Source organism: Methylobacterium sp. ME121, assembly GCF_000974725.1.
Taxonomy (GTDB): domain Bacteria; phylum Pseudomonadota; class Alphaproteobacteria; order Rhizobiales; family Beijerinckiaceae; genus Methylobacterium; species Methylobacterium radiotolerans.
On the sequence record NZ_BBUX01000011.1, the window covers coordinates 58,243 to 84,354 of the forward strand.

A 26,112-nucleotide genomic window follows, 5' to 3' on the forward strand; every position below is an offset into this window, starting at 1 on the left:
ATCGGTTCATGCCGGCTCGTGCGCCGCGCGAGCCCGGGCGCGCCGCCCCATCTCCGGCGTCGCCGGCGGGACGAAGGCCAGGATCAGGACGAGCGCCGCGGCCTCGACGGCCGCGACCAGCCACAGTCCGGTCGCGACCGAGCCGGTCTGCTCGCGCAGGTAACCCATCACCGCCGGCGCTCCGAAGCCCGCGAGGTTGGCCACCGAATTGATGAGCGCGATGCCGGCCGCCGCCGCCGACCCCGCGAGGAAGCGGCCGGGGATCTGCCAGAAGACCGGGATCGCGCTCATCGTGCCGACGACCGCCACCCCGAGCATGAGCAGCGCGAGGATCGGGGCGTTCGCGATGAAGACCCCCGTGAGCGCGATGGCCAACGCCCCGACGAGGGCCGGGACCCCGCAATGCAGCCGCGCCTCGCCGGTCCGATCCGAGTGGCGGCCGTTGAGGATCATCCCGGCGCCGCCGCAGAGATAGGCCGCCGACATGATCCAGCCGACCGCGAGCGGGTCGGTGAAGCCGGCATCGCGCACCACGCTCGGCCCGAAGAAGGTCAGGGCCGAGTTCGCCGTGACGATGCAGAAGAAGATCGCGATGCATTGCCAGACGCGCGCGTCCTTCAGCGAGGCGAGGATCCGGTGCTCGCGGTGGCCCAGGGCCGCGGCGTCGCGCGCGAGGTCGGCCTCGACCAGCGCCTTCTGCTCCGGCGTCAGCCAGCCGGCCTTGGCGGGTCGGTCGGTCAGGTAGAACAGCGTGACGATGCCGGCCAGGATCGAGGGGATGCCCTCAAGCAGGAACACCCACTGCCAGCCGGACCAGCCGTTGACGCCGTGCATCCCCGACATGATCGCGCCCGCGAGCGGCCCCCCGATGACGCCGGCCAGCGCGGAGGCCGACATGAACAGCCCGAACACCTTGGCCCGGCGCTCGCTGGGATACCAGTAGGTCAGGTACAGGATGACGCCGGGATAGAATCCGGCCTCGAAGACCCCGAGCAGGAAGCGCAGGATGTAGAAGAATGCCGGCGTGGTCACGAACATCATCGCCACGCAGCAGATCCCCCACAGCAGCGTGATCCGCGCGATCGTCTTGCGGGCGCCGATATGCTCCAGCAGCAGGTTGCTCGGCACCTCGCAGAGGAAGTAGCCGATGAAGAAGATCCCGGCGCCGATGCCGTAGACGGTCTCGCTGAACCGGAGCTCGGCCAGCATCTGCAGCTTGGCGAAGCCGATATTGACCCGGTCGATCCAGGACAGGATCCAGAGGACCATCAGGAACGGCAGCAGCCGCCACGTGATCCGCCGGTAGGTGTCGTCCAGACGCGCGGTTGCGGCGATGACCGGCCCGTCGGTCGCGGGTTGCGCCTGGATCGTCATGGCTGTCCCCACGTGGCTTGTTCCGTCTGGAACGGCGAAGGATCCCGAGCGATGCAGGACGGCTGCCAGTCTCGCGCCGGCGGCCTCCGCCCTGCCTCAACCGGCGGCTTGGCCGACGGCTTGGCGCGGCGCGAGCAGCGTCCCGAGGGCGGTGCCGAGACCGACGGTGTCGGCGGCGATGACGGGCGGTCGCCGGTAGGGCGCGGCCGCGGCGGCCAGGACCGCCGTCACCCCCGACGCGACCGAGCAGAGGACCGGGACCAGCACGTGCGGCTGCACGCGGGCGGCGAGGCCGACCAGGGCGGCGCCGCCGAGGATCACCGCCTCGGCGCGATCCTCGGCGGCGCAGGCCCGGCAGGCGGCCGCGAGATCGGACAGCGCGGCTTCCGGGTCCTTCGCGATCTCGCCGCCGGTGCGCGCGATCGTCCGGATGCCCACGAGGCCGTCACCGACGCCGAGGCCGGCGACGATCTCGTGGAGCATCGGCTTCCACAGGGCCCCGCCGGTCACGATGGCGTAGCGCGCGGCGGTCCGCTGGGCCTCGCGACACGACGCTTCGAGCATCCCCACCACCGGGACCGGCGAGACCTCGCGCAGGGCGAGCAGGCCGGGATCGCCGAAGCAGGCGAGGAAGACCGCGTCGCAGCCTTGGCCGTGCTCCGCGAAGGCGTCGAGGGCCGCGTGGCCGGCGATGGCCAGGGCCGCCCGGCTGGCGATGTAGGCGGCGCCGAAACGCGCCGTGGCCGGGATGAAGGTCGCCGCCGCACCCGACATCGTCCCGACCTGCGCGGCCAGGAGCTCGGTCACAGAGGTGCTGGTGTTCGGATTGAGCAGAAGGATCCGCATGGCGCCCTCGCTTGGCGGGAGCCGGCCGGACGGCCGGGCGACGGCCGGCACGAAGCCGGCCTGAGGTGGTGAGATCGGGCAGGGCCGCGCGGCGCGGGTCGGTCCGCGCCGCCGGGCGGGTTCGTGTCTCCGATACGGACCGGGGCCGGGCCCGATCGGTCCGGTTCAGGCCGGACGGACCGCGCCGGCGGGGCGGCGGCGCATGAGGGCCGTGTAGATCGCGAAGCCCAGGGCGCAGCCGATGAACCACGTGAAGTTCGCCACGCTCTCCAGGCCCGGCAGGATCACGCAGAGCGCGGGGATCAGGGCCGAGGGGATCAGGGCGGCCACGGCGGCGCGGTTGTACCCGTCCGTGTACCAGTACGTCCCGGCGGGGCTCATCGTGTAGAGGTCGTCGAGGACGACCTTCTCCTTCTTCACGACGTAGAAATCGGCGATCAGGATCCCGAACAGCGGGCCGATGAAAGCGCCGAGGACGTCGAGCGTGTAGTGGATCACGGCGGGATTGTTGTAGAGGTTCCAGGGCGTGATGAAGATCGAGCCGACGGCCGCGATCATCCCGCCCATCCGCCACGAGATCCGCCGCGGCGACACGTTCGAGAAGTCGAACGCGGGCGAGACGAAGTTCGCGACGATGTTGATCCCGATGGTCGCCGTCATGAAGGTGAAGGCGCCGAGCACGACCGCGAAGGTGCTGTCGATGCGGCTCACCGTCTCCACCGGGTCGGTGATCAGGTGACCGAAGACCGGCACCGTCGCCGAGGCGGTGACGACCGTCAGGAGCGAGAATCCGAGGAAGTTCACCGGGAGGCCCCAGAAGTTACCCCTCTTCACCGCCTCGAAGCTCTCGCCGTAGCGCGAGAAGTCGCCGAAGTTCAGCATCGGCCCGGAGAAGTAGGAGACCACGAGGGCGACGGCGTTGATCATCACCGGTAGGGCGTCCCAGCCGGTGTACTTCACGGTGCCCAGGGTCAGCCCGATCTCGCCGAGCCCGGCCTTGGCGACGAGGTACGCGGCGAGCGCGATCATCACCACGTAGACCGCCGGTCCCGCCCAGTCGATGAACACGCGGATCGCCTCCATGCCGCGCCAGAAGACCAGAGCCTGCAGGACCCAGAGGGTCATGAAGGCGGCCCAGCCCAGGCTCGACAGGCCGGCGAAGCCGTGCTGCTTGAGGTCGGCGTAGACGGCGAGTTCGGGGAAGAAGCGCAGCGCCACCACGGTCAGCGCCGCCGAGGCGAGGTAGGTCTGGATGCCGTACCACGCCACCGCGATCAGCCCGCGGATGATCGCCGGGATGTTGGCGCCCTTCACGCCGAAGGAGGCGCGGCAGATCACCGGATAGGGCGTGCCGGTCCGCTGGCTGGGTTTGGCGACGAGGTTGCAGAAGACCTGGACGATGACGATGCCGACCAGCAGGGCGATCAGCACCTGCCAGCTCACGAGTCCCAGCGAGAACAGGGAGCCGGCGGTCACGTATCCGCCGACGCTGTGAACGTCAGACATCCAGAAGGCGAAGATGTTGTAGGTGCCCCAGGTCTGCTTGCGCAGCGGCGCCAGATCCTTGTTCACGAGATCCGGATCGTAGCTCGGCTTGATGACGACGGCGTCCCGTTCATCCGACACGGCGGTGCTGATGCCGGCGGCCTCGACCTGTGCGTACATGGCGTTTCTCCCTGACTGGCGCAGCCCTGTTGCCGGGCTTTTCCCGTGACCCTGACGGCCCTTTGCGGCCCGTCAAGCAAGACCTGCGTCTCTCCGTCTCCTGATCCTTGTAAACCCGAACCGAATACAGATAACGACCGCGTTGGGGCATTCACGACCCGGTCGAGGCGTCGGCTCTATCCTCCGGTGAGCGCCTCGAGTCGGCTCCGGAGGCCGCGCGCGTCGGCCGGGACACCCGCGGCCTCCGCGAGGAGCCGGGCCAGAACGGACGGGTCGTCCGCCTCCGCGGTGAGTCCGCCCGCGCGGACCCGCTCCGCCATCGCCGCGCCGGCCGCGGGCGACGCGCCGGACAGGCCGGCGCAGACCGGGCCGAAGACCTCGCCGAACAGGGCGCGGCCCATGCGGGTCGGCCGGTAGCCGCCGCGCGGCGGGTGGGCCGCGATCCAGTGGCGGGCGATGTCCAGCCGGGTGGTCACCCATGCGTCCGGGTGATCGCCCACGTAGTCGAGGAATCGCTCCAGCGCGGCCATCCGCCCCGGACGCCCGACCAGGCGGCAGTGGAGCCCCACCGACATGATGCCGCCCCGGCCCGCCTCGCCCTCGCGGTACAGGACGTCGAACGTGTCCTTGAGGTAGCCGAAGAACTGGTCGCCGTTGTTAAAACCCTGGGCGGTCGCGAACCGCATATCGTTGGCGTCGAGGGTGTAGGGAACGACGAGCTGCTGACGCCCCCCGATCCGCAGCCAGTAGGGCAGGTCGTCGGCGTAGGAATCGGCGAGGTACAGGAAACCGCCCTCGGCGGCGCCGATCGCCAGCGTGTTCGCGGAGGTCCGCCCCTGGTAGAGGCCGAGGGGCCGGCTGCCCGTCAGCGACGTCTGCAGCGCGACGGCCGCGTCGATATCGGCGCGCTCGGCCTCCGGGCTGTGGTCGCGATAGTCGATCCAGCGAAGGCCGTGGCTGGCAATCTCCCAGCCGGACTCGACCATGGCGGCGACGGCCTCGGGGTTGCGCTGCATCGCCGAGGCGACGCCGAAGACCGTGACCGGGAGGTTGCGGCGCGTGAACGCCCGCCAGAGGCGCCAGAAGCCGGCGCGGGCACCGTACTCGTAGATCGACTCCATGTTGGCGTGGCGCTTCCCCGGCCAGGGCAGGGCCCCGACGATCTCGGAGAGGAAGGCCTCGGACGCCGCGTCACCGTGGAGGATGCAGTTCTCCCCGCCCTCCTCGTAGTTGATGACGCACTGGACGGCGACGCGCTTGCCCCCGGGCCAGGCCGGGTCCGGTCGATGCCGACCGTATCCGACCATGTCGCGGGGATAGTCCTGGTCGAGGTCGAACATGGCGTGATCCCTCGTTCCAACGCGAGATAGACGCACCGACGTCCGTTGGTCCAATATCTTGTTCGGCTTGATTGATAGGCTGCACGTTTAGATGGCGGGACAACTGATCCGGCCTCCGGACGGCGTCACCGCTTCTGGAACCGCGCGATCAAGCCCGGCGCCTCCTCGCGGATCAGCGCGAGGAAATTGTCGATGACCGGATTTCGTCGAGTATGATGCAGCGCATAGACGTCCGCCGACAGGAATGACGGCTTGATCGGCAAGACGACGACGTCCGGATGTCTCGCACGACCGACGAATTCCGGGATGATGGCGAGACCGAAGCCGGCCGCGACCAAGTTGATCAGCGACGAGGCCTCGTTGACCTGCTGCGAGATGCTCGGCGTGAAGCCTCTCTGGATGCAGGCATGGTAGATTTCCGCGGCGAAGCGCGAGCTCTCGAGGCCGAGCGAGATCAGCGGCTCGCTGCGGAAGACGTCGATCGCGACGCTCCGACCGGCGGCGAGGGCGTGCTCGCGCGGCACGGCCACGCAGAGCCGCTCCGGCCACGCCATGTGGGCGACGAGATCCGGGTCCTCGGGGGGGCTGCGCAGGAAGCTGAGATCCGTCCGGTTCGCCTTGAGGGCCGCGATCTGGTCGGTCGGCGCCATCTCGTGGATGCGCACGTCCACCGCCCGGAAGCGCTGCTCGAAGGCCCGGATCAGGCATCCGGCCGGCCCTGCGAGGACGGAACTCGTCATGCCGATGTTGAGGATGCCGGCCGCTCCGGTGCCGATCGTGCGCGCCCGGTCGACGGCGTCGGAGACCTGCGCGAGAACCGCCCGCGCGTTCCCGAGAAAGTCCTCGCCCGCCGCGGTCAGGACGACGCGCCGGCTCGAGCGCTCGAACAGGTTGACGCCGATCTCCACTTCGAGATCGCGGATCTGCTGACTCAACGGCGGTTGCGACACGCCCAGGCTCTGGGCGGCGGCGGTGAAGCTGAGATGCTCCGCCACCGCGGCGAAGTAGCGAAGATGCCGGAGCTCCATAGGCCGGACCATAGGAAATTCGAATGGATAGGAACACAGAGGTCTTTCCGCGTCCAGACCGCCTGTCGGGACGACCGCGCCGGGAGTCGCGCCGGGTCGCGCTCACCGGCGGGCCCGTCGATCGCGGCTCCGCGCGGCGGCCCTTCCTCAGCGTGGCCAGCCCTCGACCGGGAGGCCGCCGACGCGCTCCGCCGCGAAACGCTCCCGGAGCCAGGTCGCGGCGGGGCCGCAGGGCCGCTGCTTGTGCCAGACCAGTTCGAGGGCGATCGGCCAGTCGCCCTGGTCGAACTGAAGGTCCGGCGTCACGAGGTACGGCGCCGTGAGGGACGCGGCGATGACGTGGTCGGTGACGAAGGCCCAGCCGATCCCGTGCTTCACCATCTCCAGAATGACCCAGTGGCTCTCCACCCACCACACCTCGGCGGCGACCCGCAGACGGCGCTTCTCCGCCCCGTCGCCGCGGGCGGCCACGAGGATCTGGCGGTGGCGCTTCAGCTCCTCCCACTCCACCCGCGCCTTCGCGAGCGGGTGATCGCGGCCGCAGACGAGCTTGAGCGGCACCCAGCCGATGGTCTGGAACCCGAGTTCCGTGGGGAGCTCCTCCTGGCGCCACATCACACCCAGGTCGGCGGCCCCCGACTGAACCATGCGGCTGACATCCTCCATGAGCGGGAAGAGCAGTTCGAGTTCCACGAAGGGGAAGCGCTGGGCGAAGCTGGCGAAGAGGGCGCCGAGGGCGTGCTCCGGGTAGAGCTCGTCGATGGCGACCACCAGCCGGTTCTCGACGCTCTGCTCCAGGCTGCTCGCGACGCCGATCAGGTGCTCCCGCCGGTCGAGGACCACGCGCGCCTCCAGCAGCAGCCGCTCCCCCGCGGGGGTCAGCACCGGGTTCCGGCCCGCGCGGCTGAACAGCGCCAACCCCAGATCCGTCTCGAGGTTGGCCACCTGCGCGCTGACGGCCGACTGGGCCTTCCGCAGCGCCCGCGCCGCGCCCGAGAAGGAGCCGGCCTCCGCCGCGGCCACGAAAGCCTGGAGCTGGTCCAGCGACACCGCCATCTATCGGATTCTCAGATACGTCCTAACTTGAGGATGGCGTTATCGCAGATAGAGAGCGGCCGACCAAACCGCCTCCGCAGAGCGAGACCATGCGCAGCACCCGCGACCGTATCCGCCACGCCATCCTGTTCGAGGTGATCGGCCTCCTGCTCATCGTCCCGCTCGGGACCGCGGCCTTCGGCCTGCACGCCGCCGACATGGGCGTGATCGGCGTCGGCAGCGCCCTCGTCGCGACGAGCTGGAACTACGTCTACAATCTCGGCTTCGACCGGGCGATGCAGCGGCTCGCCGGGCACACGCGCAAGAGCCTCGTCCTGCGAGTCTTCCACGCCGTGCTGTTCGAGGCGGGTCTGCTCATGATCCTGCTGCCGCCGATCGCGTGGTACCTCGGCATCGGCCTGGTTGAGGCCTTCTTCATGGATCTCGCGATCGCGGCCTTCTACGTGGCCTACGCCTTCGTGTTCAATCTGGCCTACGATCGGACCTTCCCGCTTCCGAGCTGGACCGACGCGGCCGCCGAGCCGTCCCGCTGACGCTCTGCGTTCGGCGACGCGGCCGCGCAGCGCCGTCGCGTCACCGATCCCGTGCACGCCGATCCGGCCCAACCCGCCGCCGGCCGCGCCGGGTGGGCCGCGACGATGGCGCGGCGGGCGTTCGGAGGCCCGCGGAGCTTGGGAGGCGCCGACTATCCCGCCGCGCGGACGAGACCCGTGTTCTCCGGTCCGCGCCGAGCCTCCGCGCTCACGGGCCCGACGGGCGGCCGGCCCGGCGGGATCAGCGCGGCGAGCGCGGTCTGGAGAAGGTCCGGTCGGACCGGCTTGTGGATCAGCGGGATCCCGCTCTCCGAGGCCTCCCGCATGCGGACGGGCGCGGTGTCGCCGGTGATGAGGATCGCCGGGACCGGCCGCCCCCAATGCTGCCGCAGCGTCGCGATGGCGTCCGCGCCGGTCTGGTCCCGTCTCAGGCGATAGTCGCAGATCAGCGCATCCGGCGGCGGCCCCTGCCAGGGCAGTCGGGTGACTTCGGTCGGGTCCTCGAAGGCCCAGCACAGGCACCCCCAGCCCGAGAGGAGAGCCACCATCGCGTCGCGGACGATGGCGTCGTCGTCGACGATCAGGATGCGGGCGCCGGCCAGTCCGCCGCTCTCCGAGATGTCCGCCTCGCCCGCGGCGTCGAGGTCGGCGCCGTGCACGGTGTCGAGCACGCTGTCGAGCACGGCGTCGAGACTCCTGGGCACGAGGATGCGGAAGACGCTGCCGCTCCCGACCTCCGACGAGAGGGAGAGCGGATGATCGAGCGAGGCGGCGATCCCGCGCGCGATCGCGAGCCCGAGCCCCAGGCCCTTGTGCCGATCGCGCTCGGGATTGCCGAGCTGGTAGAACTCCCGGAAGATGTCCTCGCGCTGGTCGACGGGGATGCCGATCCCGGTGTCGTAGACTTCGATCGACACGCCCGCGCCCCGGCGGCGGCAGCCGATGAGGACGCCGCCGCGCTCGGTGTACCGGATGGCGTTGAGGACGAGATTGCGCAGGACCAGCTCCAGCAGGGCCGCGTCCGAGACGATCGCCAGATCGGTCTGGGGGGTTCGATAGATCAGGCGCTTGGCGTCGGCCAGATGCGCCAGATCGTTCTCGATCTTGTCGAGGAGCGGCTGGAGTTCGAAGGCGCGGCGCCGCGGCGTGATGACCCCGGCTTCCAGGCGCGAGAAGTCCAGCAGCGTGTTGAGCATGTCCGTCGACGCGACGTTCGCGGTCTGGGCGTTCTGGAGGATCCGCCGCTGCGGCGCGGCGAGATCCGTCTGGCTCAGCGCCTGGAGGAACAGGCCCTGGGCGTGGACCGGCTGGCGCAGATCGTGGCTGGCCGCCGCCAGGAATTGCGACTTGGCGGTGTTGGCGTGCTCGGCGTCGCGGCGGGCCCGGTGCGCCGCGGCGCTCTCCGCGCGCAGCTGCTCGACGAGGGCCGCGTTCTCGAAGCGGAGCTCGATGGATTCCCGCACGCGGCGGCTGGCGAGCACGACCTGACCGTACTGCCCGACCACGAAGAGGATCGAGCAGACCGCCAGGGCCCTGTAGGGCGCGCCGCCGAGCGACCAGAGGGTTCCGGCGGCCAGGACGGCGACGGGGACGACGAGGGCGAGATAGAGGTGCCGCCGCGGCGCCAGGAGCGAGACGCCGTTGCTGCAGGTCGCGCCCAGCAGCGACATGGTCAGGATGCTCACCGCCGGGATCTGCAGCGGGAGCGCGATCCAGATCAGGGATCCGAGGATCGCGCCCTCGACGATCTTGCTCGCGAAGATGACGCGCTCCACCCGGCGGGCGCAATCGGGCTCGCCGACCGCCTCGCGCACGCGGCGCGCGTAGGCGGCCGCCCCGAACCGCTCGACGAGGAACGCGCCGTACCAGCCGAGCAGGACGGCGTGGGGCACCAGCTCCCACAGCACGGCGAGCATGAGCGTCGAGACGAGGAAACCGACGGCGACCGACTGCGTGACGCCGTCGAGAACGAGGCGCAGCTGCTCGGCCGCGATCCGGTCCTCCTGCGACGGGCTCATCGGATCAGGCCGAGTTGCTGAGCCTTGAAGACCGCCTCCGCGCGCCGCGTCACCCCCAGCACCGACAGCAGCCCCTGCACGTGGCCCCGGATCGTGTGTTCCGACAGGCCGAGACTGCGTCCGATCATCTTGTTGGACAAGCCGCGCCCGACCAGGGTCAGCACCTCGGCCTGGCGCGGCGTGAGCGTCGGGCAGAGGGCGGCGCCCGCGCGCGGGGCCGCGGACGACCGCGCGAGCATCTCGCGCAGGACCGTCATCATCCGGTCGGGACGGTCGGCCTTGGACAGGAACGCGCAGGCGCCATGCGCCAGGGCCGTGCTGACGGTGTCGGGCAGATCCAGGCCGGACACCACGACGATCCGGGCGGCCGGCCAGCGTTGCTGGAGCAGGCCCATCCCCTCGAGGCCGCTGATGCCCGGCAACTGGATGTCGAGGAGGACGATCGTCGGGACGACGGCGACGATGGCGAGCGCCTCGTGCAGCGATGCACTGTCGAGAACCGGAATCTCGTCGAACGCCGTCGACAGCATCGAGACGATGCCGGATCGGAACAGCGCGTGGTCATCGATGATGAGGATTGCTTCCTGCGCCATGCCGGATCCTGTTTAGAGCAACCGCGCAGGCGCCGTCACGGGTCATAGACCAGTCCATGTGGACTGGTCCACGAAGCTATCCCGATCGGCTAAGCTGATGTTCGGGACATTCAATCGCACGCGCCCGGGGATGCAGCAGAAGGCCACGCGGACGGGATCGGATGCTGGGCGCGCGCCCGCGATCCTGTGCGACCCACGCGGCGGTGCGATGCTGTCCGACGGACCGCGCGCGAGCGGCCCTCCGAAGTCGGTTTGAGGGGATTCCATGGCTCATCGCCGTCATAGACGAAGCGTCGGCTGGACCGCGTCGGATCCGACATTCGCCGCGAGGGGTACCCTGATCAAGCGGTGGATCGGCGCCGCGGCCCGCAAGCGCCGCCGAGCGGCCCGCCAGGAAGCCCCGACGACTCCGAGCCTGGACAACGTGACGAGGCTGGCCTGGGCCGACACCTTCGGACGGGCGATCGGCCCGCGTCCCCAGCGGGAGGGCGCCCCCGCGACCGTCCTCGCGATGCGCCCCCGCCCGAGCAGGAGCGGGTGCAGCACGATCGTCCGCGCGAGACGCGCGGTGAGCGCCGCGATCCCGACCGCGCGGCCCTAGATCCCGATCTGTCGGCCGCTCGCGGTCGCTCTACCGTCCGGTCCCGCTTCCGACCGCTCTCCCGTGCCCGCCCGGCGGGTGCAGCCCGACCGCGCCGTGTTGGGCGCGAGAAGGTCCGATCCGGTCCTGAGCCAGAGCCCGTCCGGGGCCGCCTCGATCGCGAACAGGCGCAGGGCACGGAAGGACCAGCCCGGCGAGACGGCGCCGTCCCGGAGGTCGAACGAGGCCTGGTGGCGGGGGCAGAGCAGCCGGCCCGCTACGCAGCGGCCGAGGGCCAGGTCGGCCCCCTCGTGCGGGCAGGCGCGCTCGGCGGCCACGATCCGCGCGCCGGCCCGCACGAGGAGCAGCTGGCGTCCGCCCGCGGTGACGGGGAGCAGGTCCCGATCGCCGAGAAGGTCGGTCGGGCCGAGGCGGATCCACCCCGGCGGTACCGCCTCAGCCACCGAGATAGGCGTCCCGGACGTGGGGATCGGCGATGAGGTCCTGCCCGCGCCCCTCGAGGACGATGCGGCCGGTCTCGAGCAGGTAGGCGTAGTCGCAGAGTTCGAGGGCCGCGAAGGCGTTCTGCTCGACGAGCAGCACGGTCGTGCCGGCATCGCGGATCGCCCCGATCACCGCGAACATCCGCTCGACGATGTTCGGCGCGAGGCCCAGGGACGGCTCGTCGAACAGTACGAGCTTCGGGCGCCCCATCAGCGCGCGGCCGATCGCCAGCATCTGCTGCTCGCCGCCCGAGAGCGTGCCGGCCGCCTGGTCGCGGCGTTCCGCGAGGCGCGGGAACTCCCCGTAGATGCGCGTCAGGTCCGCCGCGACCGCCGCCCGGTCGCGGCGCAGATAGGCGCCCATGGCGAGGTTCTCGGCGACCGTCATCTGCGGGAAGACGCGCCGCCCCTCCGGACAATGGGCGATGCCCGCGGCCAGGATCCGGCGGGGCTCCGCCCCGGCGATGTCCCGGCCGGCGAACCGGATCGCGCCGGATCGCGGCGGGACGAGGCCGGAGATCGCCCGCAGCGTCGTGGACTTGCCGGCCCCGTTCGCGCCGACGAGGGCGACGAGCTGGCCCTCGCGCACGTCGATCGTGAGTCCCTTCAGCGCCGTGACGTGCCCGTAGCCGCAGACGAGGTCGCGGATCTCAAGCATGGACCGCCTCCTGCGCGGCAGCGGCGGCGGCCTGCCGGGCGGCGCTGCCCTGGCCGAGATAGGCCTCGATCACCGCCGGGTCGCTGCGGATCCGGTCCGGCGGCCCCTCGGCGATCAGGCGGCCGTAATTGAGGACGACGATGCGGTCGGAGACCTCCATCACCATCGGCATGTCGTGCTCGACGAGCAGGATGGTGACGCCGCGCTCCCGGATCTGCCGGATCAGCCGCACGAAGACCCGCGTCTCGGAGGCGTTCATCCCCGAGACCGGCTCGTCGAGGAGCAGCATGGCGGGCTCAGTGGCGAGCGCCAGCGCCACGCCGACGAGGCGCTGCTCCCCGTAGGCCAGGGCGCCGGCCTTCTCCTGCGCCCGGCCGGCGAGCCCGACCCAGTCGAGGAGCGCCGCGGCGCGGGCGCGCAGCTGCCGCTCGCCGGCCCCCGCGCGGCCGAGGAGCGCGTCGAGCACCGGCGCGCGGCCCGCCGCGGCGCCCATCTGGTGCAGGCCGATCATCACGTTCTCGAACACCGTGTCGTCCGGGAAGACGCTGGTGCGCTGGAAGGTGCGGGCGAGGCCGAGCCGCGTGATCGCGTGCGGCGGCAGGCCCTTCAGGGACGTGCCGCGGAAGCGGACATCGCCCTGGCTGGGCTTGAGGAAGCCGGTCATCACGTTGAAGGCCGTCGTCTTGCCGGCCCCGTTCGGGCCGATCAGGCTGACGATCTCGCCGGCCCGGACGTCGAAATGCAGGTCCGCGATGGCGACGAGGCCGCCGAAGCGGACGCCGACATGCTCGACGGAGAGGATCGCGCTCATCGCTGCACCGCCGGATTGGCCTCGAGGACGGGGGCGGCCGGGGCCGGCCGGCGGCCGAGCAGCGCCGCCAGGCCCGGGACGATGCCCCGCGGCATCACGAACAGGATCACGATCAGCACGAGGCCGTAGACGATCCACTGCGCCTCCGGCGCCATGACCGGGCGGAGCGCCACCGGCAGCAGGCCGAAGATCAGGCCGCCGACGACCGGGCCCATCAGGGTACCCTTGCCGCCCGCCACCACCATGATGACCATGCTGACCGTGGTGGCGAACAGGAACACGTCGGGATCGATGATCCGCAGGTAATGGGCGTAGAGGCTGCCCGCCGCGCCGGCCATCGCGGCCGAGATGACGGCCGCCACCGTCAGCGTGCGGGTGGCGTTGATGCCGACCGACAGCGCCAGCGGCTCGTTCTCCTTGAGGCCCCGCATCGCCCGGCCGAAGCGCCCGCCGACCAGGCGGGCGATCACGGCGTAGCAGAGCGTCCCCACGGCCAGAACGAGGTAGTAGTTCTGGAGCTTGGTCTTGAGGGTCCACATCCCGAGGCCCGGCAGGCCGAGGGTGATGGCCGGGATGTTGGTCAGCGCCAGCGGCCCCTGGGTCAGCTCCACCCAGTTGAGCGCCACGAGTCGCACGACCTCGGCGAACGAGATCGTCACGATCACGAAGTAGGCGCCCCGCACCCGGAAGGAGAGCCGCCCGATCAGGTAGCCGCAAGCGCCCGCCGCCGCCGTCGCCAGCAGGAGGCCGACGACCGCCGGCCAGGGCTCGTGGACCACGCGGATCCCGAAGCCCAGATCCACGTCGAAGCCGAGGCTGGTCAGCGCGCTGACATAGGCGCCGATCCCGAAGAACGCGATGTGGCCGAGGCTGAGCTGCCCGGTGAAGCCCAGGAGCAGGTTCAGGCTCATGGCGCCGATCGTCAGGATGCCGGTCACGACCAGCGCGTTGAGGAGGTAGGGGCTGGCGCCGAGCCCCAGGGGCAGGGCCACGAGGCCGGCGAGCAGGGCGAGGGGGAGGAGCCGGTTCATCCGATGCGCTCCGCCTTCGCGAACAGCCCGGTGGGCCTGTAGAGCAGGACCGCGATGATGATCAGGAACCCCATCGCGTCCCGGTAGCCGGAGGAGACGTACCCGGCGCCCAGCTCCTCGGCGAGCGCCAGGATGAAGCCGCCGATCGCCGCGCCGGTGACGTTGCCGAGCCCGCCCAGGATGACGATGGCGAAGGCCTTGAGCTCGGCGAGGCCGCCCATCTGCGGGAACACCACGTAGACGGGACCGAGGAGCGCGCCCGCCGCCGCCGCCAGCGACGAGCCGAGGGCGAAGGTCGCGGTGTAGATCCGGCGGACGTCGACGCCCATCAGCGCCGCCGTGTCGGAATCCTGGAAGGCCGCGCGCATGGCGAGACCGAGCTTGGTCCGGTTGATCAGCGCGTAGGTCAGGGCGATCAGGGTCAGCGCCGCGCCGAGCACGAACAGCCGCAGCCACGACACCGAGACCGGGCCGACCTGGAGCGGCGCCTCGGGGAAGGGCGACGGGATCGCCTTGGCGACGCCGCCGAAGGTCCAGAGCGTGCCGGATTGCAGGACGATGCCGGCCCCGATCATCACCAGCATGGTGGTGTCGATGTCCGAGCCCCGGAACGGGCGCAGCAGCAGCAGCTCGATCGCGGCCCCGAGCAGCAGGCCGCCGAGGATCGCCACCGGCAGCGCCAGGAAGAAGTTCAGCCCCAGGGCGGCGACCGCGAGATACATGACGTAGGCGCCGACCGTGTAGAGCGCGCCGTGGGTGAAGTTCACCACGTTCATGATCCCGAAGATCAGCGTCAGGCCGATCCCCAGCAGCGCGTAGGTGCCGCCGAGGATGAGCGCGTTGACGAGGTGCTGGATCAGTTCGTTCACGGGCTGCCTCCGAGGATGCGCCCCGGCCCGGAGGCCGGCGGGCGCGTGAAGGGACCGGCGTCAGAGCGCCGGTCCGCGGGCGCTCACAGCGCTGGCACGATCACTTTCCCGTCCTTGATCTCGATGAGGTAGACGTCGGGCTTGCTCTGGCCGCTCTCCTTCCCGGCGGGGCCGGCCTTGGCGAAGCGGATCGGGCCGTTGAGCCCGACGAAGTCGACCGACCAGAAGGCCTTGGTGATCGCGGCCGGATCGGCCGAGCCCGCCTTCTCGATGGCGTGGGCGATCGCGCGGATGCCGTCGTAGCCGCGGAAGCTCTCGGTGACGCCCGCGAAGTCGAAGCCGCGCTTCTTCCAGGCGCCGATGAAGGCCTCTGTGGCCTTCGGGTCCGGCGTCTTGTCGGGCGACCAGGGCAGGAAGGTCGTGAGGTGCATCGTGCCGTCGGCCGCCGCGCCGGCCTGGGCGATGATCTGGTCCGGGTTCTGGGAGCCGCCGGTGGTGATCACCCGCTTCTTCAGGCCGAGCGCCGCCATCTGCTTGAACAGCAGCACGAGCTGATCGACGGAGCTCGTGATCATGATCGTGTCGGAATCCGACGCCTTCAGCTTGGCGAGCTGGGCGCTCATGTCCTGCGCGCCCTGGTCCATGGTCTCGACGAGGCCGACCGCGACGCCCTTGTCCTTGAGCATCTTGCCGAAGTCGGTCGCGGCACCGCGGCCGAAATCGTTGTTGAGGACCAGGAAGTCGACCTTCTTCAGCCCCAGGCGCGCAACCATCGGCGCGAAGGTCTCGGCCTCGAGCGACGAGGGCGGCGAGATCCGGAACACGTAGGGATTGCCGGAGGTCGTGATCTTGCCGGACGAGGAGGTCTCGACCAGCATCGGCGTCTCGTAATCCGCGAGCTTGGGCATGACCGCGAGCGTCAGGCTGGAGCCCCAGGCCCCCATCATCACCGGAGTCTTGTCGCTGGTGATCAGCTTCTCGGCGACCGCGGCGGCCTCGGTCGGGTTGCTCTTGTTGTCCTCGATCACGAGTTCCAGTTTCTTGCCGAGAACGCCGCCCTTGGCGTTGATCTCGTCGGCGGCGATCTTGGCGCCGTTCACCACGTAGGTGCCGGACGCCGCGAACGGCCCGGTCAGGGGCTCGTTGACGCCGATGCGGATCGCATCCGCCCGGGCGCCCGTCGCCGTCAGCGCCAGCAGGATCGCGGTGGTGAGGGTGAACCTGCCAAGCATTCGCGTGTCTCCGGTGGATTGAGGCGGGAGGGGATCAGGCGCGGCCGAACCACGCCGCGAGCCGCGCGCGGGCGAGGCCGAGGATCAGGCGGAGCGGGTCGAGGCCGGCGGGCGCCGGCGCCGCGACGCCCGAGAGCCGGGCATCGAGGTTGCGGCAGAACTCCGCCGCGATGCGGCCGGCGAGGTCGCGCACGAGGCCGGGGCGGCCGAACTGCGCCAGCGGCCCGGTCAGGGTGTAGCCGACGTCGAGCGCGACCCGGGCGGTGCCGGGCGTCGGCCCGACCTCGACCCGGTAGCGGATCCGGCCCTCGGTGGCCGAGCGGCCGCCGGCATCGCTACCGGCACCGCGGACCGAGCCGCTCCGCGCCGCCTCGTCCCGCGCGATGCGGGCGCGGCCGCGGAACGTCGCGGCGATCGGTCCGATCCGCACCTGCAGACCGCCCTCGACCGTATCGGGGGTCGGTCGCGCCGTCAGCACGGCGCCCGGCAGGCAGGCGGCGACCGCCGCGATGTCGCCCAGCAGCGCGAAGACGGCCTCCGGCGGGTGGGCGAGGTCGAGCACCTGCGTGAAGCTGTGGGCCGGGACGAACGCGTCGGACAGGTCCGCAACCGCCGCGGGTGCCGCCGGGGCGATCCGGTTCGCCGGCGGATCCAGGGGCGCGACCGTCGCGCCGCCGACCCGGGCACCGACCGGGCCGAGGGCGCGCGCCGCGCCGGTCTCCGGGGGGATGCCGCGCGCCCGCCGCGCCGCGATGACCGCCATCACGGCCCGGACGATGCCGGCATAGCCGGTGCAGCGGCAGAGATTGCCCGACAGGCCGGCGCGGATCCGCCGCTCGTCGGCCTCGGGCAGCCGGAGGACCAGATCGCGGGCCGCCACCAGCATCCCGGGCGTGCAGTAGCCGCACTGGAGCGCGTGCTCGCGGTTGAAGGCGGCCCGCAGCTCGCCCGCGATCGCGTCCGTATCGAGACCCTCGATCGTGGTGATCGCGGCGCCCGCGCAGGCGCCCGCGAAGGTCAGGCAGGCGCGGGCCGGCTCGCCGTCGAGCAGGATCGTGCAGGCGCCGCAGACGCCGTGCTCGCAGCCCAGATGCGTGCCGGTCAGGTCGAGCCCGTCGCGCAGCACGTCGCCGAGATGGCTGCGCGGCTCGGCCGCGACGCGCACGGCGCGGCCGTTGACCGTCAGCGCGACGGCCATGCGGGACGGCCCGGGTTCGGCCAGCGCGGCGCTCATGCGGCCTCCGGAAGGGTGTTGGATCGGGGATCGGGCTCGGCCGCCGCGGCCACCGCGCGGCCCAGGACGGTGACGTGGATGTGCCGCTCGACCGCGTCGGCCATCCCGGCGTCCCGCAAGGCCTGGTCGGCGGCCCGGGGGTCGAAGCGCGCGGCGAAGTCGGGGCCGATACGGCCGCCGAAGAGAGGTCGGGCATCGGCCAGGAGCACGGGCGGCCCCTCGACCGCGCCGATCACGGCCCGGCCCCGGCCCGCGCCGGGTTCGAGCCGCACCGCCCCGATGGCGTGGGCGAACTCGCCGATCTTCGCGCAGTGCTTGACGTAGCCCCAGGCCGCGCCTGCCGGCAGCGCCGGCACGCGCACCGCGACCAGGATCTCGTCCGCGCCGAGGGCGACCGCGAGGGCGCCGGTCACGAAGCGCTCGACCGGCAGAGTGCGGCGGCCGTTGCGCCCCGCGATCTCGACCTCGGCGCCGAGGGCGGTCAGGGCGCTCACCCAGTCGGCGGCCGGGTCGGCGTGGACGAGGCTGCCGCCGATCGTGCCGCGGTTGCGGACCGGCCGGTAGGCGATCGCGGCGGCGACCCGCCGCAGCGCGCCGCCGGTGAGGTCCGGGACGCGCCCGTCCTCGATGTCGGCATGGGTCACGCAGGCCCCGAGGACGAGGGTGTCGCCCTCGACCCGCGCGGTCCGGAGCTCGGGCACGCCGGTGATGTCGAGGATCAGGGCGGGCTCGACGAGGCGCAGGTTCAGCATCGGCCCGAGGGACTGGCCCCCCGCGATCAGCTTCACGCCGGCGGGGGCCTCGGCGAGGCGCGCCAGCAGCGCGGGCAGGCTGTCGGGGCGCTCCCAGGCGAAGGCGGCGGGCTTCATGCGGCCTCCCGCGCGGTCACGGCGGGGGTCCCGGCAGCGAGTACCGCCTCCACGATCCGCCGGGGGGTGACGGGCGCGTGCAGCAGCTCGACGCCGAGCGGCGCCAGCGCGTCGTTGACCGCGTTGGCGAGCGCCGCCGGGGGCGCGATGGCGCCGCCCTCGCCGATGCCCTTCTGGCCGAAGCGCGTGTAGGGCGAGGGCGTCTCCATGTGGTCGATGCGCGCCATCGGCACGTCGGCGGCGCTGGGCAGGAGATAGTCGGCGAAGGTCGAGGCCAGAGGCTGGCCGCGGCCGTCGAAGCGCATCTCCTCGAACAGGGCCGTGCCGATCCCCTGCGCGAGGCCGCCGTAGATCTGGCCGTCGACCACGAGGGGATTCACCAGCGTGCCGCCATCCTCGACGATGACGTAGTCGAGGATCTCCACCGCCCCGAGATCGGGATCGACCGCCACCACGGCCGCGTGCGCCGCGTACGAGAAGGTGCCGGAATCGCGCACCGGCTTGTAGCCGGCGGTGACTTCGAGCCCGCCCGGATCGGTGTCGGGCGCGAGATCCTGCGGGCGCCGGTACCAAGTGCGGGCGATGGCCTCCAGCGGCACGTCGCCGGTGGGGCCGACGACGTGGCCGCCCTCGAATCGGCACTCGTCGGGCCGCGCCTGGAGCAGGTGGGCGCCGATCCGCACGGCGCGGTCGCGCAACTCCTCGCAGGCCGCCGCCACCGCGCCGCCGGCCATCACCATGACGCGGGAGCCCCAGGACCCGGTCGAGTAGGGGGTCATGGCGGTGTCGCCGTGGACGAGGCGGGTGCGCGCCACCGGGACGCCCAGGATCTCGTGGGCGACCTGAGCCAGCGTCGTCTCCAGGCCCTGGCCGTGGGAATGGGCGCCGATCCGCAGCTCCAGGCCGCCATCCGGGGTCAGGCGGGCGCTGGCCTGTTCGTGGCCGGGCACCATCGGGATGCCCCAGCCGGAATAGACCGAGGTGCCGTGGGCGGCCTGCTCGCAGTAGATCGCGAGGCCGAGGCCGATCCGGCGCCCGTCCGGCTCGCCCTGACGCTGGCGGGCGCGGACCGCCTCCACGTCGACGGCCTTCAGCGCCCGGGCCAGCGCCTCCGGGTAGTCGCCGCTGTCGAAATGCTTCTTGGTGATGTTCTCGAACGGCATCTGCTCGGGCCGCACGAGGTTCTTCTCGCGCACAATCTCGGGCGCGATCCCGGCCGCGCGGGCGACGGCGTCGAGCACCAGTTCCAGGGCGAAGCAGACGCCGGTGCGCGCGACGCCCCGGTAGGGCAGGATCGGGCACTTGTTGGTGGCCACCGACCATGTCCGGCAGCGATAGGCCGGGAAATCGTAGGGACCCGGCAGGATGCTGGCGACCTGCGCGGCCTCCAGGCAGGCCGAGAACGGGTAGGCCGAATAGGCGCCGGAATCGACGGTCGCCTCGCAGTCGATGCCGCGCAGCCTTCCGTCCCGCTCCGCGTAGGCGGTGATGCGGTAATGGTGCTCGCGGCAATTGGCGTTGGCGGTCAGGTGCTCGCGCCGGTCCTCCAGCCAGCGGACCGGGTGGCCGCAGCGGAGGGCGAGCCACGCCAGCGCCACGTCCTCGGCGAGCAGGATCGCCTTGTAGCCGAACCCGCCGCCGACATCCGGCGAGACGATGCGGATGCGGCCCTGCTCGATCCCGAGGCATTCGGAGAGGCCGTTGCGCACGATGTGCGGCATCTGGCTCGCGGTGTGGACGACGATCTGGTCGAGGCGGTGATCGAGGGACACCACGGTGCCGCGGCCCTCGATCGGCGCCATGCACTGGCGACCCGTCGAGATGGTGCGGCTGACCTTGATCGGTGCATCGAGGGCACTCTCGATGCCCACATCGACCAGGGTCTCCAGGAAGACGTTGTCGCCCCAGTGCTCGTGGACGAGCGCGGAGCCCGGTTCGCGCGCGGCGAGCATGTCGTGGACGGCGGGCAATTCCTCCAGGTCGAGCACCACCGCCGCGGCGATGTCCTCGGCCTCCGCGCGGGTCGGCGCGACGCACAGCGCGACGAGCTCACCCACTTGCCGGACCTTGCCGGTGGCCAGCACCGGCTGCTCGGAGACCTTGAAGCCCGGCAACCCCGAAACGGCGCGGATCGGCAGCACCCCGTCGAGGTCGGCGGCGGTGAAGACCCGGTCGCGGTAGGCCTCCGGGACATGGACGGCGCGGATCCGCGCATGGGCGAGGGGGCTGCGCACGAAGGCGACGTCCTGCATCCCCGGCAGCCGGAGGTCGCCGATGTACTGGCCGCGCCCGCGCATCAGGCGGTCGTCCTCCTTGCGGGGCAGAGGGGGCCCCGACGCCCTCGCGGCTCATCGCTTCCCTCCGAGAAGATCCTGCGCGGCGCGCACCAGGAGGCCGTCGGGTCGGCGGAACCCGTCGAGGATCGAGAAGTGGTCGGCGCCCGGCACCGGCAGCAGCGCGCCCGGCGCGTGGGCGGCGCTGCGCAGGGCGTGGAGGTTGCGCGCGTCGTGGACGAGGGCGGGCAGCTCCCGGCTGCCGTAGGCGACCGTCATGGGCTTCGGCGCGACCGCCAGCCGCAGGGGCGACAGGGTCTCGATCTCGGCGTCGCTCAGCCCGAGCTTCTCGTTCAGGTAGGTCTCGCGGATCGGCGCGAGGTCGTAGACGCCGGAGATCGCCAGGACCGCGGTCACGGCGGGATGCCCGAGGTGGAGGGCGGCGAGCTGCGCACCCGCGGACCAGCCCGCCAGGACGATCGGTCCGCCGATCCCGCGCGCCGCGCCATGTTCGGCGAGCCAGTCGAGGGCGGACCCGATCTCGGCGACGATGCCGGCGAGGCGCGCTTCGGGCGCCAGGGTGTAGCCCGGCATCGCCACCGACCAGCCGGCCGCGTTCATCCCCTCCGCGAAGCACGCGAAGTCGGCCCGGGCGTTGCGCTGCCAGTAGCCGCCGTGGACGAAGACGAGGCAGGGCGCGTCCGCCCGCGTCGCCGGGTAGAGGTCGAAGGCCGTGCGATCGCCTGGGGCATAGGGGATGTCGAGCCCCGCCGGATGCGCCGCCCGGTACACGGCCGAGGCCGCGTTGCGGGCCGCGACCTGGGCGGCGCTGTCGGGCACGCCCGCGTTGTTGTCGTAGCAGGCACCCCGGGCCGCGAAGTCCAGGCTGGCCCAGTGGCGGCGCGGATCCGGCGGTGTCGGGTCGTCGAGGACGAAGGCGGGCACCGGTGCCACCTCAGGCCGCGATCGCCTGGGGGAGGATCGGCGAATCGGCCTCGAAGCGCCGGCCCGCGCGGAGGCAGAAGGCCGGGCGCAGCAGGCGGTCGGCGATCACCCGCGTGTCCTCGTTGTCGCGCAGCAGGAAGCGGCCGCGGTCGTCGTGCAGCACCGAGATATCGGCCGCGTAGCCGACCTTGAGAGCGCCGATCCGGTCGCTCATGCGCAGCATCTCGGCCGGGTGCGACGTCACCATCGGCACCACGTCCTCCAGCGGGATGCCGAGCGCCATCATCGAGCTCATCGCCTGGGTGAGGCTGAACCGGGCCTGCCCGAGGAACGGGTGGTTCTCGTCGTCGTGGTGCTCGTCCGGTGTGCCGGCGGGCTTCTTCACCTCGGGGATCTCGGTGTTGTAGCCGTGCATGTCGGCGCCCAGCGTGTAGGGGATCACGCCGGCCGGCAGGGAGGCCCGCGCCACGCGGTAGGAGAAGTGGCTGCCGTGGCCGACATCGACCTTCAGCCCGGCCTCCATGGCCCGGCGGATGATGTGGTGGACCTCGCCCTGCTCGTTGATGAAGCCGCCCGGGTGGCGGGTGAAGGGATGGGCCAGGACGTCGCCCGGCCGCAGCAGCGGGATCACCCGCTCGACGATGGTGTCGGCATCCTCGCCGTTGGCGCCCGATTCCGGCAGGCCCCAGAGCTGGCCGAAATGCACGTAGAGCGGCATGTCGGCGCGGCGGCTGATCTCGGCCGCCATCTCCATCACCTTGATGCCCCAGCGGGCGAAACCGCCGATCTCGGCATGGCCCTTGATGCCGCGCACGAGGTCGCGGTTCTCGGTGGCCGACTTCACCGTGGCGTCGATGTCGACGCCGTCCGGGCTGTAGAGGTTCGGGTAGAAATGCCCCTCCAGGCCACCGACGAGGTAGGCCGACAGGAAGGCGAGCACCTGCGTCTCCGACCGCTCGGCGATGAAGTGGCGGAAGCCCGGCAGGGTCATGCAGGACGGGCCGCCCTGGTCCACCACCGTGGTGACGCCCGAGCGCACGCCGACCATGTCGGGATTCAGGCCGAACCGGCCGGTGACGTACTGGTAGACGTGCGCGTGGGTGTCGATCATGCCGGGCAGGACGAGCTTGCCCGCGACGTCGACCACCTCGGCGGCGGCCGAGGGCAGGATCGTCTCCGCCACGGCGGCGATGCGCCCGTCCTGCACCGCCACGTCGCGGATGCCGTCGATGCCGGAGGCCGGGCAGATGACCCGCCCGCCCCGCAGAACCAGATCATAGCGGCGATTGTCCATTTCGACCTCGTGGTCCCGGCCGGCGCGCGCCGGCCTCGCCCTTGCCAAAAGCGAAGCATGCTTCGTATTTCGGCGTTGCACGTGGCGTGCCAAGGCTGGAACCGTTCTGCGGAGGCGGACGATGGATGAGGTCCCGGTTGCCGGTTCCGCGGCGGGGGCGGCAGAGGCGGAAGCGGCGGCGGCGGGGGCGGCGGACGCGCGGCACTGGCCCCTGGCCGAGCGCCCGGGCTTCCTCGCTCGCCGCATGCACCAGATCCACGTCAGCCTCTTCGCCGAACGCTGTGCCGCGTTCCGCGTCACCCCGCTCCAGTACAGCCTGCTCTCGCTGCTGCGGGACCTGGAGGAGGCCGATCAGACGACGCTCGCGAGCGCGGTCGCCCTCGACCGCACGACGACGACCGGCGCCCTGAAGCGCCTCGCGGCCCGCGGCCTCGTGAGCCGCACGACGTCGCCGCTCGACCGCCGCGCGCAGGTCTGCCGTTTGACGGAGGCGGGCGCCGCGCTCCACGGCGCGATGGAGCCGGCGGCGCGGGCCGCTCACGCGCTGACCGTCGACGCCCTCACGCCGGCGGAGCAGGACACCCTGACCCGGCTCCTGCGCCGCGTCATCGCGGGGCACGAGCACCGGAGAGATCAGCCCGACATCCTGTGAGGCGCGCCGGCGCGGCCTCGAGCACGCACCGTCTGCTCAAAGAAAACACAGATTGTTCTGCACCCGACCGCGTTGAAAAGCCCATTATTCCAACCTCTTCGGGAAAATTGGACGCGTATTTCATTTACAGAACGCGGGGGCGTTGCGCATAAATACGGCATGGGATGCCCACAGCGCACGCTGATCTGATCACGCGGCGCGTCTGAGCTTCCCAGCGTGTGCCGAATGCCGGCTCCGGGCACCGTTCCGCGCGCCGATGCGCGCCGCGCGAACGGGTTCAGCGCGGGGTTGGCACATGTTCTGCGTCCGGTGAGCAGCTCACAGCATGCTGTGGGAGCCTCAATGCCCAGACAGCGAGGTGCGATGACGACACGCGATGACAGGTCCCGGCTCGATCGCCCGACCGCGACGGTGCTCGCCGTCCCCGACGCCACGCGCAAGGGGAACCAAGCCTACGACCTGATGCGGCGCGAGATCGTCGCCTGCCGCCTCCTGCCCGGTACGCGCTTCACCGAGGCCGAGGTGATGGAGCGGTTCGAGATCGGCAAGGCGAGCTGCCGGATCGCGCTGCAGCGCCTGGCACAGGAAGGCTTCGTCAGCTCGATGCCGCGGCACGGCTACCGGGTCAGCCCGGTGACCGTGAAGGACGTCGACGAGGTCTTCGCGCTGCGGATGGAGCTCGAGCCCCTCGCGGCAAGGGGCGCCGCCGGCCGCGTGAACCGGGCGCATCTGGAGCGCCTGGAGCAGGCCTGCCGCCGCAAGATCACGGTGGAGATGGGCAACCAGATCGACTTCTTCCTGGAGGCCAACCGGGGCTTCCACCTCGCGATCGCCGCCGCGTCGGGGAACGGGCGCCTGTACCGGACGCTGTCGGGCCTCCTCGACGAGATGACCCGCCTCGTCGCCCTCGGCTTCGGCGTGCAGGGGGTGCGACCGAACATCGAGAACGACCACACCGCGATGATCGAGCATCTCGCGGCGGGGGATGCCGACAGTGCCGCCCTGGTGGCCCGCCGCCACGTCGAGACGTTCCGCGACATGACCCTGGAGAAGGTCATCGCGAGCCTGCGCGACACCGCGGTGGTGGCGCCGGCGCGGCCATCCCGGGCCGACGGGGGCGAGCCGTGAACGCCGTCGAGCTCGACCATGTCAGCAAGTGGTTCGACCGGCGCGAGGGCGGGCCGCTCCACGTCCTCGACGCCGTCGACATCGCGATCCCGCAGCACGCGATCGTCGCGATCCTGGGTGCGTCGGGCTGCGGCAAGAGCACCCTCCTGAACATGATCGCCGGGCTGGTCGAGCCCGACCGGGGCGCCGTCCTCCTGAACGGCATCCCGTCGCACGCCTTCCGCGACTGGCGGGCCATGACCTACATGTTCCAGGAGGACCGGCTTCTCCCCTGGCGCACGGCCGCCCAAAACGTCGCCTTCGGGCTCGAGGCCGGGCGCATGGGCCGGGCGGAGCGGGTCCGGCGAGTCGACGAGACCCTGCGGCTCGTCGGGCTGGAGGCCTTCCGCGACGCCTACCCGCACGAATTGTCCGGGGGCATGCGCAGCCGGGTGGCGCTCGCGCGCAGCCTCGTCACCGAGCCCAGGATCCTGCTCCTCGACGAGCCGTTCTCGAAGCTCGATCCCGAGATCCGCGCGCAGATGCACGCGGAACTGCTGCGCATCGCCGAGCTGCGGGCGATGACCCTGGTCTTCGTCACGCACGACGTCGAGGAGGCGGTGGTGCTGGCGAGCCAAGTGGTCGTCCTGCACCCGCGGCCGGGCCGGATCGGCGCGGTCCGGTCGATCAATCTGCCGTATCCCCGCGACCCCCTCTCGCCGGAGGTCGCCGAGGAAGTCCGGCGCCTGCGCATCAGCCTCTCCGCCGCGAGCGCGCGATGCTCGTGAAAACCCCGCCGCGCCTGATCCGGCGGACGCGGTTGTCCCGGGCCGGGCGCCGGGCGGGCGTGCTGCTGCAGCGGCTCGCCCTCCTCGCCCTGGCGCTGGCGGCGTGGCAGCTCGGATCGCTGCACGCGCCGAGCTTCGTCCTGCCGAGCCCCGCGCGGGTCTGGCACACGTGGCTCGGCCTCGTCGCCACGCCGAGCTTCGCCGCCGATCTCGGCATCACCCTGGGCCGGATCGGCGCCGGCCTCGCCTTCGCGGCCCTCGTGGGGCTGCCGCTCGGCCTGCTGCTCGGCGCGAGCCCGCGCCTCGGGCGTTTCTTCGAGCCGGTGCTGACGGTGACCAACACCGTCTCCTCCGCGATCTGGGCGATCTTCGCGCTGATCTGGTTCGGCCTCTCGAACTGGACCACGATCTTCGTGGTGTTCATGACCGCGATGCCGCTGATCCTGACCAACGTCTGGCAGGGCACGCGCACGGTCAGCGCCGAGCATCTCGAGCTCGCCCGCACCTTCCGGATGCCGCGCCGCAAGGTGCTGACCAAGATCTACCTGCCGACGATCCTGCCCGCCTTCTTCGCGGGCGCGCGCCTCGCCATCGGCTTCGGGGCCCGGGTCGTCCTCGTGGCGGAATCGCTCGGGGCGAGCAGCGGCATCGGCTACCGCCTGCGGCAGGCGGCCGACCTCGTCCAGACCGATCAGGTCTTCGCCTGGACCCTCACCCTCGTCGCCCTGATGATCGGCCTCGAGACGCTCGTCCTGAAGCCGGCCGAGCAGCGCCTGTTCGCCTGGAAGAAGGCGACGCAGCCGTGACGGCCGG

Annotated in this window: 24 protein-coding genes; 5 read left to right on the plus strand and 19 right to left on the minus strand. The window is 71.6% G+C overall.

The features are described from left to right. Positions 1-6: 6 nt before the first annotated feature. From ME121_RS10300 to ME121_RS10325, 6 genes are all read right to left on the minus strand, one after another. Positions 7-1,386: an MFS transporter gene (locus tag ME121_RS10300; protein WP_244633151.1), complete on the minus strand. Its 1,380-nt coding sequence runs from the start codon at positions 1,384-1,386 to the stop codon at positions 7-9. A gap of 84 nt (positions 1,387-1,470) precedes the next feature. Beyond that, the gene (locus ME121_RS10305; protein WP_029358114.1) at positions 1,471-2,220 is read right to left on the minus strand and encodes an aspartate/glutamate racemase family protein; all 750 of its coding nucleotides are present in this window, start codon (positions 2,218-2,220) and stop codon (positions 1,471-1,473) included. Positions 2,221-2,385: 165 nt separating this feature from the next. Continuing rightward, positions 2,386-3,885, minus strand: coding sequence for an NCS1 family nucleobase:cation symporter-1 (locus ME121_RS10310; RefSeq protein ID WP_089231655.1), 1,500 nt, complete (start codon positions 3,883-3,885; stop codon positions 2,386-2,388). 176 nt (positions 3,886-4,061) lie between these two features. After that, on the minus strand, positions 4,062-5,225 hold the full coding sequence (gene puuE / locus ME121_RS10315; protein WP_059408791.1) for an allantoinase PuuE: 1,164 nt from the start codon (positions 5,223-5,225) through the stop codon (positions 4,062-4,064). Positions 5,226-5,350: 125 nt separating this feature from the next. Further along, a complete protein-coding gene (locus ME121_RS10320; protein WP_024827365.1) occupies positions 5,351-6,253 on the minus strand; it encodes a LysR family transcriptional regulator in 903 nt (300 codons plus the stop codon). Positions 6,254-6,400: 147 nt separating this feature from the next. Continuing rightward, positions 6,401-7,309, minus strand: a complete 909-nt coding sequence (locus tag ME121_RS10325) for a LysR family transcriptional regulator (protein WP_024827366.1) — start codon at positions 7,307-7,309, stop codon at positions 6,401-6,403. Positions 7,310-7,398: 89 nt separating this feature from the next. Here ME121_RS10325 and ME121_RS10330 point away from each other — a divergent pair, with 89 nt between their 5' ends. Next, positions 7,399-7,842 (plus strand): PACE efflux transporter, encoded by a 444-nt coding sequence (locus ME121_RS10330; protein ID WP_012329577.1) that lies wholly within the window; start codon positions 7,399-7,401, stop codon positions 7,840-7,842. A 152-nt stretch (positions 7,843-7,994) separates the two neighbouring features. On the opposite strand, the gene ME121_RS10335 is transcribed toward ME121_RS10330, so the two are convergent. The 13 genes from ME121_RS10335 to ME121_RS10400 all read right to left on the minus strand — a co-directional run bounded on the left by ME121_RS10335 (position 7,995) and on the right by ME121_RS10400 (position 22,752). After that, on the minus strand, positions 7,995-9,860 hold the full coding sequence (locus ME121_RS10335; RefSeq protein WP_059408792.1) for an ATP-binding response regulator: 1,866 nt from the start codon (positions 9,858-9,860) through the stop codon (positions 7,995-7,997). Next, positions 9,857-10,453 (minus strand): response regulator, encoded by a 597-nt coding sequence (locus tag ME121_RS10340; RefSeq protein WP_043074725.1) that lies wholly within the window; start codon positions 10,451-10,453, stop codon positions 9,857-9,859. The genes ME121_RS10335 and ME121_RS10340 overlap by 4 nt, the downstream gene beginning before the upstream one ends. A gap of 597 nt (positions 10,454-11,050) precedes the next feature. After that, a complete protein-coding gene (locus ME121_RS10350; protein WP_024827367.1) occupies positions 11,051-11,497 on the minus strand; it encodes a Rieske (2Fe-2S) protein in 447 nt (148 codons plus the stop codon). Continuing rightward, positions 11,490-12,194: an ABC transporter ATP-binding protein gene (locus ME121_RS10355; protein ID WP_012329573.1), complete on the minus strand. Its 705-nt coding sequence runs from the start codon at positions 12,192-12,194 to the stop codon at positions 11,490-11,492. Before ME121_RS10355 ends, ME121_RS10350 begins: the two co-directional genes overlap by 8 nt. Beyond that, positions 12,187-13,005, minus strand: a complete 819-nt coding sequence (locus tag ME121_RS10360) for an ABC transporter ATP-binding protein (protein ID WP_058608075.1) — start codon at positions 13,003-13,005, stop codon at positions 12,187-12,189. Before ME121_RS10360 ends, ME121_RS10355 begins: the two co-directional genes overlap by 8 nt. Then, entirely contained in the window at positions 13,002-14,036 is a 1,035-nt protein-coding gene (locus tag ME121_RS10365) for a branched-chain amino acid ABC transporter permease (RefSeq protein ID WP_012329571.1), read from the minus strand. Before ME121_RS10365 ends, ME121_RS10360 begins: the two co-directional genes overlap by 4 nt. Continuing rightward, positions 14,033-14,905 carry a branched-chain amino acid ABC transporter permease gene (locus ME121_RS10370; protein ID WP_012329570.1) on the minus strand — a complete coding sequence of 291 codons (873 nt, stop codon included), beginning with the start codon at positions 14,903-14,905 and terminating at the stop codon, positions 14,033-14,035. The genes ME121_RS10365 and ME121_RS10370 overlap by 4 nt, the downstream gene beginning before the upstream one ends. 83 nt (positions 14,906-14,988) lie before the next feature. Continuing rightward, complete coding sequence (locus ME121_RS10375; RefSeq protein ID WP_024827369.1) at positions 14,989-16,137, minus strand: ABC transporter substrate-binding protein; 1,149 nt, start codon at positions 16,135-16,137, stop codon at positions 14,989-14,991. 34 nt (positions 16,138-16,171) lie between these two features. Beyond that, a complete protein-coding gene (locus ME121_RS10380) occupies positions 16,172-17,371 on the minus strand; it encodes a xanthine dehydrogenase family Fe-S subunit (RefSeq protein WP_059408794.1) in 1,200 nt (399 codons plus the stop codon). After that, positions 17,368-18,240 carry an FAD binding domain-containing protein gene (locus ME121_RS10385; RefSeq protein WP_059408795.1) on the minus strand — a complete coding sequence of 291 codons (873 nt, stop codon included), beginning with the start codon at positions 18,238-18,240 and terminating at the stop codon, positions 17,368-17,370. Before ME121_RS10385 ends, ME121_RS10380 begins: the two co-directional genes overlap by 4 nt. After that, entirely contained in the window at positions 18,237-20,537 is a 2,301-nt protein-coding gene (locus tag ME121_RS10390) for a xanthine dehydrogenase family protein molybdopterin-binding subunit (protein ID WP_491892832.1), read from the minus strand. The genes ME121_RS10385 and ME121_RS10390 overlap by 4 nt, the downstream gene beginning before the upstream one ends. Before the next feature lie 51 nt (positions 20,538-20,588). Then, positions 20,589-21,458, minus strand: a complete 870-nt coding sequence (locus ME121_RS10395; protein ID WP_059408825.1) for an alpha/beta hydrolase — start codon at positions 21,456-21,458, stop codon at positions 20,589-20,591. Positions 21,459-21,468: 10 nt separating this feature from the next. Beyond that, positions 21,469-22,752 (minus strand): amidohydrolase/deacetylase family metallohydrolase, encoded by a 1,284-nt coding sequence (locus tag ME121_RS10400; protein WP_059408797.1) that lies wholly within the window; start codon positions 22,750-22,752, stop codon positions 21,469-21,471. A gap of 121 nt (positions 22,753-22,873) precedes the next feature. Between ME121_RS10400 and ME121_RS10405 the strand changes: the two genes are divergently transcribed. The 4 genes from ME121_RS10405 (at position 22,874) to ME121_RS10420 (ending at position 26,105) form a co-directional block, all read left to right on the plus strand. Next, positions 22,874-23,404, plus strand: a complete 531-nt coding sequence (locus ME121_RS10405) for a MarR family winged helix-turn-helix transcriptional regulator (protein WP_012329563.1) — start codon at positions 22,874-22,876, stop codon at positions 23,402-23,404. Positions 23,405-23,767: 363 nt separating this feature from the next. Continuing rightward, on the plus strand, positions 23,768-24,532 hold the full coding sequence (locus ME121_RS10410; RefSeq protein ID WP_059408798.1) for a GntR family transcriptional regulator: 765 nt from the start codon (positions 23,768-23,770) through the stop codon (positions 24,530-24,532). Continuing rightward, positions 24,529-25,299: an ABC transporter ATP-binding protein gene (locus ME121_RS10415; RefSeq protein WP_059408799.1), complete on the plus strand. Its 771-nt coding sequence runs from the start codon at positions 24,529-24,531 to the stop codon at positions 25,297-25,299. The genes ME121_RS10410 and ME121_RS10415 overlap by 4 nt, the downstream gene beginning before the upstream one ends. Then, complete coding sequence (locus tag ME121_RS10420) at positions 25,290-26,105, plus strand: ABC transporter permease (protein WP_059408800.1); 816 nt, start codon at positions 25,290-25,292, stop codon at positions 26,103-26,105. Before ME121_RS10415 ends, ME121_RS10420 begins: the two co-directional genes overlap by 10 nt. The last annotated feature ends 7 nt before the right edge of the window (positions 26,106-26,112 follow it).

Bases quoted from the DNA above. Each gene is read 5' to 3' on its own strand.
- ME121_RS10410 (WP_059408798.1), top strand. From the start codon at position 23,768: ATGACGACACGCGATGACAGGTCCCGGCTCGATCGCCCGACCGCGACG.
- ME121_RS10385 (WP_059408795.1), bottom strand. From the start codon at position 18,240: ATGAAGCCCGCCGCCTTCGCCTGGGAGCGCCCCGACAGCCTGCCCGCG.
- ME121_RS10375 (WP_024827369.1), bottom strand. From the start codon at position 16,137: ATGCTTGGCAGGTTCACCCTCACCACCGCGATCCTGCTGGCGCTGACG.
- ME121_RS10305 (WP_029358114.1), bottom strand. From the start codon at position 2,220: ATGCGGATCCTTCTGCTCAATCCGAACACCAGCACCTCTGTGACCGAG.
- ME121_RS10340 (WP_043074725.1), bottom strand. From the start codon at position 10,453: ATGGCGCAGGAAGCAATCCTCATCATCGATGACCACGCGCTGTTCCGA.
- ME121_RS10310 (WP_089231655.1), bottom strand. From the start codon at position 3,885: ATGTACGCACAGGTCGAGGCCGCCGGCATCAGCACCGCCGTGTCGGAT.
- ME121_RS10320 (WP_024827365.1), bottom strand. From the start codon at position 6,253: ATGGAGCTCCGGCATCTTCGCTACTTCGCCGCGGTGGCGGAGCATCTC.
- ME121_RS10335 (WP_059408792.1), bottom strand. From the start codon at position 9,860: ATGAGCCCGTCGCAGGAGGACCGGATCGCGGCCGAGCAGCTGCGCCTC.
- ME121_RS10380 (WP_059408794.1), bottom strand. From the start codon at position 17,371: ATGAGCGCCGCGCTGGCCGAACCCGGGCCGTCCCGCATGGCCGTCGCG.
- puuE (WP_059408791.1), bottom strand. From the start codon at position 5,225: ATGTTCGACCTCGACCAGGACTATCCCCGCGACATGGTCGGATACGGT.
- ME121_RS10325 (WP_024827366.1), bottom strand. From the start codon at position 7,309: ATGGCGGTGTCGCTGGACCAGCTCCAGGCTTTCGTGGCCGCGGCGGAG.
- ME121_RS10400 (WP_059408797.1), bottom strand. From the start codon at position 22,752: ATGGACAATCGCCGCTATGATCTGGTTCTGCGGGGCGGGCGGGTCATC.
- ME121_RS10360 (WP_058608075.1), bottom strand. From the start codon at position 13,005: ATGAGCGCGATCCTCTCCGTCGAGCATGTCGGCGTCCGCTTCGGCGGC.
- ME121_RS10405 (WP_012329563.1), top strand. From the start codon at position 22,874: ATGGATGAGGTCCCGGTTGCCGGTTCCGCGGCGGGGGCGGCAGAGGCG.
- ME121_RS10365 (WP_012329571.1), bottom strand. From the start codon at position 14,036: ATGAACCGGCTCCTCCCCCTCGCCCTGCTCGCCGGCCTCGTGGCCCTG.
- ME121_RS10355 (WP_012329573.1), bottom strand. From the start codon at position 12,194: ATGCTTGAGATCCGCGACCTCGTCTGCGGCTACGGGCACGTCACGGCG.
- ME121_RS10390 (WP_491892832.1), bottom strand. From the start codon at position 20,537: ATGCGCGGGCGCGGCCAGTACATCGGCGACCTCCGGCTGCCGGGGATG.
- ME121_RS10330 (WP_012329577.1), top strand. From the start codon at position 7,399: ATGCGCAGCACCCGCGACCGTATCCGCCACGCCATCCTGTTCGAGGTG.
- ME121_RS10420 (WP_059408800.1), top strand. From the start codon at position 25,290: ATGCTCGTGAAAACCCCGCCGCGCCTGATCCGGCGGACGCGGTTGTCC.